The following is a 3,519-nucleotide window of genomic DNA, read 5'->3' as shown; positions in this document are numbered from 1 at the left end:
CCGACCCGACCGTCTCGCCAGCGACAGTCACCCCCACCCCGCCGCCCGGAGGAAAGACTCCGAAACCGGGCGGCCCGAGCACGCCGCCGGGCGTCGGGGCCACCACGGTGAGCGGCACCGTGCAGGGCGGTGTGGAGCCCGGGTGCGTACTGCTCGGCGAATACCTGCTGCTCGGTGGCCCGCGTGACGTGCTGACGCCGGGCGCACGCGTCGAGGTCACCGGTCGGGTGGAGCCCGGCATGATGACCACCTGCCAGCAGGGCACCCCGTTCGTGGTGGAGAGCGCCCACCGGTCCTGACCACCCACCCTGACACGCGGGAGCCCGCCCCCGAACATGGGGACGGGCTCCTGCCGGCGTTACGGGCGGATCAGTTCACCGCCCCGATGGACACGTTGCCGCGACCCACGATCGCGCCCTCGGACGTGACGATCGCCAGCTCACCGGAGAGCTGACGCCCGTCGGCCGGAACGGCCACCGCGGTCACCGTGCCGGTGATGGTGGCCGACTCGCCGTGCATCAGCGGCACCGCGACGGCCGGAGCGGTGATCGTGCCCAGCGACGCGGACGCGAACGCGTCGTAGTAGTCGTAGGCGGTGCTCGTGCCCGGCCCGTCGACCCCGTACGGCTCCACCACGACGCGGTAGGTGCCGGCCGGCGGGTTGTTCAGCGTCACCGCCTCCTCCGAGTCACCGTCGGCCGCCCGGCCGACCTCGGTGGTCCCCAGGTAGACGAACAGGTCCAGGTCGGCCCCCGCGTTCGCGGGGTTGCCGATCCGGGCGGTGAACGTCGAGGTGCCCGCCGGGATCTCGACGGTCCACTCCTGGTTGGGGCCGCCCTCGGTGATGGTCGGACGCTCGGTGCGGACACCGGTCAGCGCGCCACTGCGGCCGCTGACCGAGACCGGACCGAAGGCGTTGGTGACGTTCCAGCTCACCGGGGTCGGCTCGCCGGCCTCGACGCTGGGCAGCTCGACCAGCGCCGGCTCGACCGTCAGGCCCTGCACCCGCACCTGGAGCTTGAACGGGTTGTTCAGCGCCGGGGACGTGCGCCGCGACTCCACCTCGATCTCCCAGACCCCGGGAAGCGGGTTCTGGTAGTCACGCTCCTGCGGCTTGCAGACGTTGACGTCGGAGAAGTTGGTGTAGCAGACGGTGCTCGTGGTGGCCTCCACCGGCACACCCAGCGGGTTGATCGCGATGAAGCGGGTCTGCGAACCGGTGGCGATCCCGGAGAGGTTCACCTGGAGCGCCTTGGCGCCCTCCGGCACCGTCACGAAGTACGACGTGAAGCCGTTCCGGTCGACCGAGCCCTCGTTGGCGTACGAGAAGCTGGGCTTCTTCACGTCGTTCGAGGCCACCACCACTGTGGACACCTCGAAGTCGACCACGTTGGTGGCCGGGTCGTCGATCCGCATGATCGCCCCGTGCGCACCCTCGGTGGCCGGCTTGGCGGTGACGCTGATGGTGACGGTCTTGTTGAGCGGCAACGCGACGGTCTTCGGTGCCTTGAAGGTGCCGTCGTTGCCCTGGAGCGTGACGTCGTGCCTGATGGTGCCGGCCGGGCCGCTGGTGCGGGTCAGCTTGACCTGGTAGGTCTTGCTCTGGCCGACCTTGTGGCCGCCCTCGGCTGCGGCGCAGCGGTTGTAGACGCCGGTGCCCCGACCCGGGTTCGGCACGAACTTCACACCGTTCCAGATGGTCAGCTGGTTGGCCAGGGGGCTGCAGACCGGCGCGTCGGAGACGTACGACCGGGTTTCGACGCCCTGGCGCAGCAGCTGCCAGGCGCCCGGCACGTTGACCATGCCGTAGCCCTGCGCGTACGTCGGCACGTCCGCGATGGGCTTGGCGGAGCTGTACAGGGCCCGCCGCAGCGCCGCCGGGCTGACGCCCCGGTCGGTGGCCTTGGCGGCCGACAGCAGCAACGCGCCCGCGCCGGCGGTCTGCGGGGACGCCATCGACGTGCCGTTCAGCATCGCGTAGCCCGGCGGCAGCGCGTACCCGGCCTCGGGGACCGGGGCGCCGAGTTGCCAGGTCGGTGCGGTGGAGATGGCCGAGCCGGGGGCGGCGATGTTCGGTTTGAAACCGCCGTCCTCGCGCGGGCCGCGGGAGGAGAAGTTGAACAGAGCGTTCTTCTTCTTGACGACCGAGCCGTAGTTGGCCAGCCAGGTGTCCTTGCTGATGTTGGCGGCAACGCTGATCACGTTGCTGGCGACCGACGGGTCGCCGACGGTGTTGAGACCCGGGCCGGAGTTGCCGGCCGAGATGACCAACTGCACGCCGTACGTCTCGATCAGTTCGTTGTAGAGGTTCGTCCGCGCGTTGTTGCCGTCGTTCAGACCCGGCAGGCCACCGATCGACATGTTGACGATGTCGACGCCACGGTTGGCCACCAGGTCGATCATGCCGGTGGTGAGGGCGGCCGCGGTGCAGCCGCCGCCCCAGGAGCAGGCGCGGGCGGAAACCAGCTTGGCGCCGGGCGCGGCGCCGTCGAAGGCCCCGTTGCCGAGCATGTCGTTGGCGGCGGTGATGCCGGCGACGTGGGTGCCGTGGGTGCTTTCGACGATGCCGATGTTGACGTAGTCGTAGGTGCCCGGCAGCCCGATCGGCGTGGTGTTCACGTTCTTGCGGAACTCGACGACGAAGGGCTGCCGCTCGGCGACCGGCGTCGCCGGGTTGTCGGTGCCGAAGTAGCCGATGTCGTACTTCTCCTTGTACGGCCGCATGATCGGGTCGTCGGTGAAGTTGAGGTTCTGGTTGGCGTCCACCCAGATGTTGTTGGTGGCCGGGTCGTAGAGCACACCCCAGGTGTCGGTGGTGTCGCCGTCGCGGTTGACGTCACCCCGGGCGTCGCTGTTGGTGGTCACCGACTCGCTGAACAGGTTGAACCGGTACGCGCCGGCCGGCGCCGTCCAGGTGCCACCGGCGATGGTGAACGACGGGCCGGCGACCTCGGCCTGCATCCGCCGCCAGGTGCCGTCCTCCAGCGGGTCGGTGGCGGTGACCCAGTCGACGATCTTGCGCTCGCCGGTGGTGGTCTGCTGCAGGGCCGGGTGGGCCAGGTCCACGCCGGAGTCCATGATGCCGATCGTGACGCCCCGGCCGTCCCACTCCGGGTGGGCCGCGGTGAACGCCACCGCGCCGGTCTCGTTCGTCGGCATGTACGGGTTGTCGGCCGGGGTGGTCGCTCCCGGCGCCCCGACGGTGGCCTGCCGAGCGCCAGCGGTGCCGGTGGTGGTGCGTTCCGGGGTCGGGTCCGGCAGTTGGATGACCTCGTCCAGGTCGACGGCCGAGACGCCGGGCAGCCGCGCCGCCTTGAGAACGCTGTCGGTCGGGACCTTGGCCAGCACGAAGCCGACCCGGTCCTGCCGCTGGCTGACCGTCCCGCCGAGCTTGGTCAGGCTGTCGGCGACGTCCCCCGCCTCACCCTTCTCGGGGGCGTCGATCAGGGTGACCGACGGGGCCGTCTTGGCGCGGGCCTCGCCGAGCCGGTTGGCGTCGTGCGCGCCCAGCGTGTCGGC

2 protein-coding genes are annotated in these 3,519 nt (G+C 70.8%); one reads left to right on the top strand and one right to left on the bottom strand.

Annotated features, from left to right (window positions below; genetic code table 11):
• Nucleotides 1–299 (top strand): hypothetical protein (locus KBX53_RS26455; RefSeq protein ID WP_247676256.1); only part of this gene is annotated, 299 nt, incomplete at its 5' end.
• Between the two features lie 70 nt (nt 300–369).
• Here the strand turns inward: KBX53_RS26455 and KBX53_RS26450 are convergent.
• Nucleotides 370–3,519, bottom strand: a 3,150-nt coding sequence (locus KBX53_RS26450; protein WP_210862241.1) for a S8 family serine peptidase, incomplete at its 5' end; no start/stop codon positions are given.

The sequence above is a fragment of the Micromonospora sp. M51 genome (genome assembly GCF_018070305.1).
Lineage (GTDB): Bacteria > Actinomycetota > Actinomycetes > Mycobacteriales > Micromonosporaceae > Micromonospora > Micromonospora parva.
This window is presented reverse-complemented; position numbering and strand designations above follow the sequence as displayed.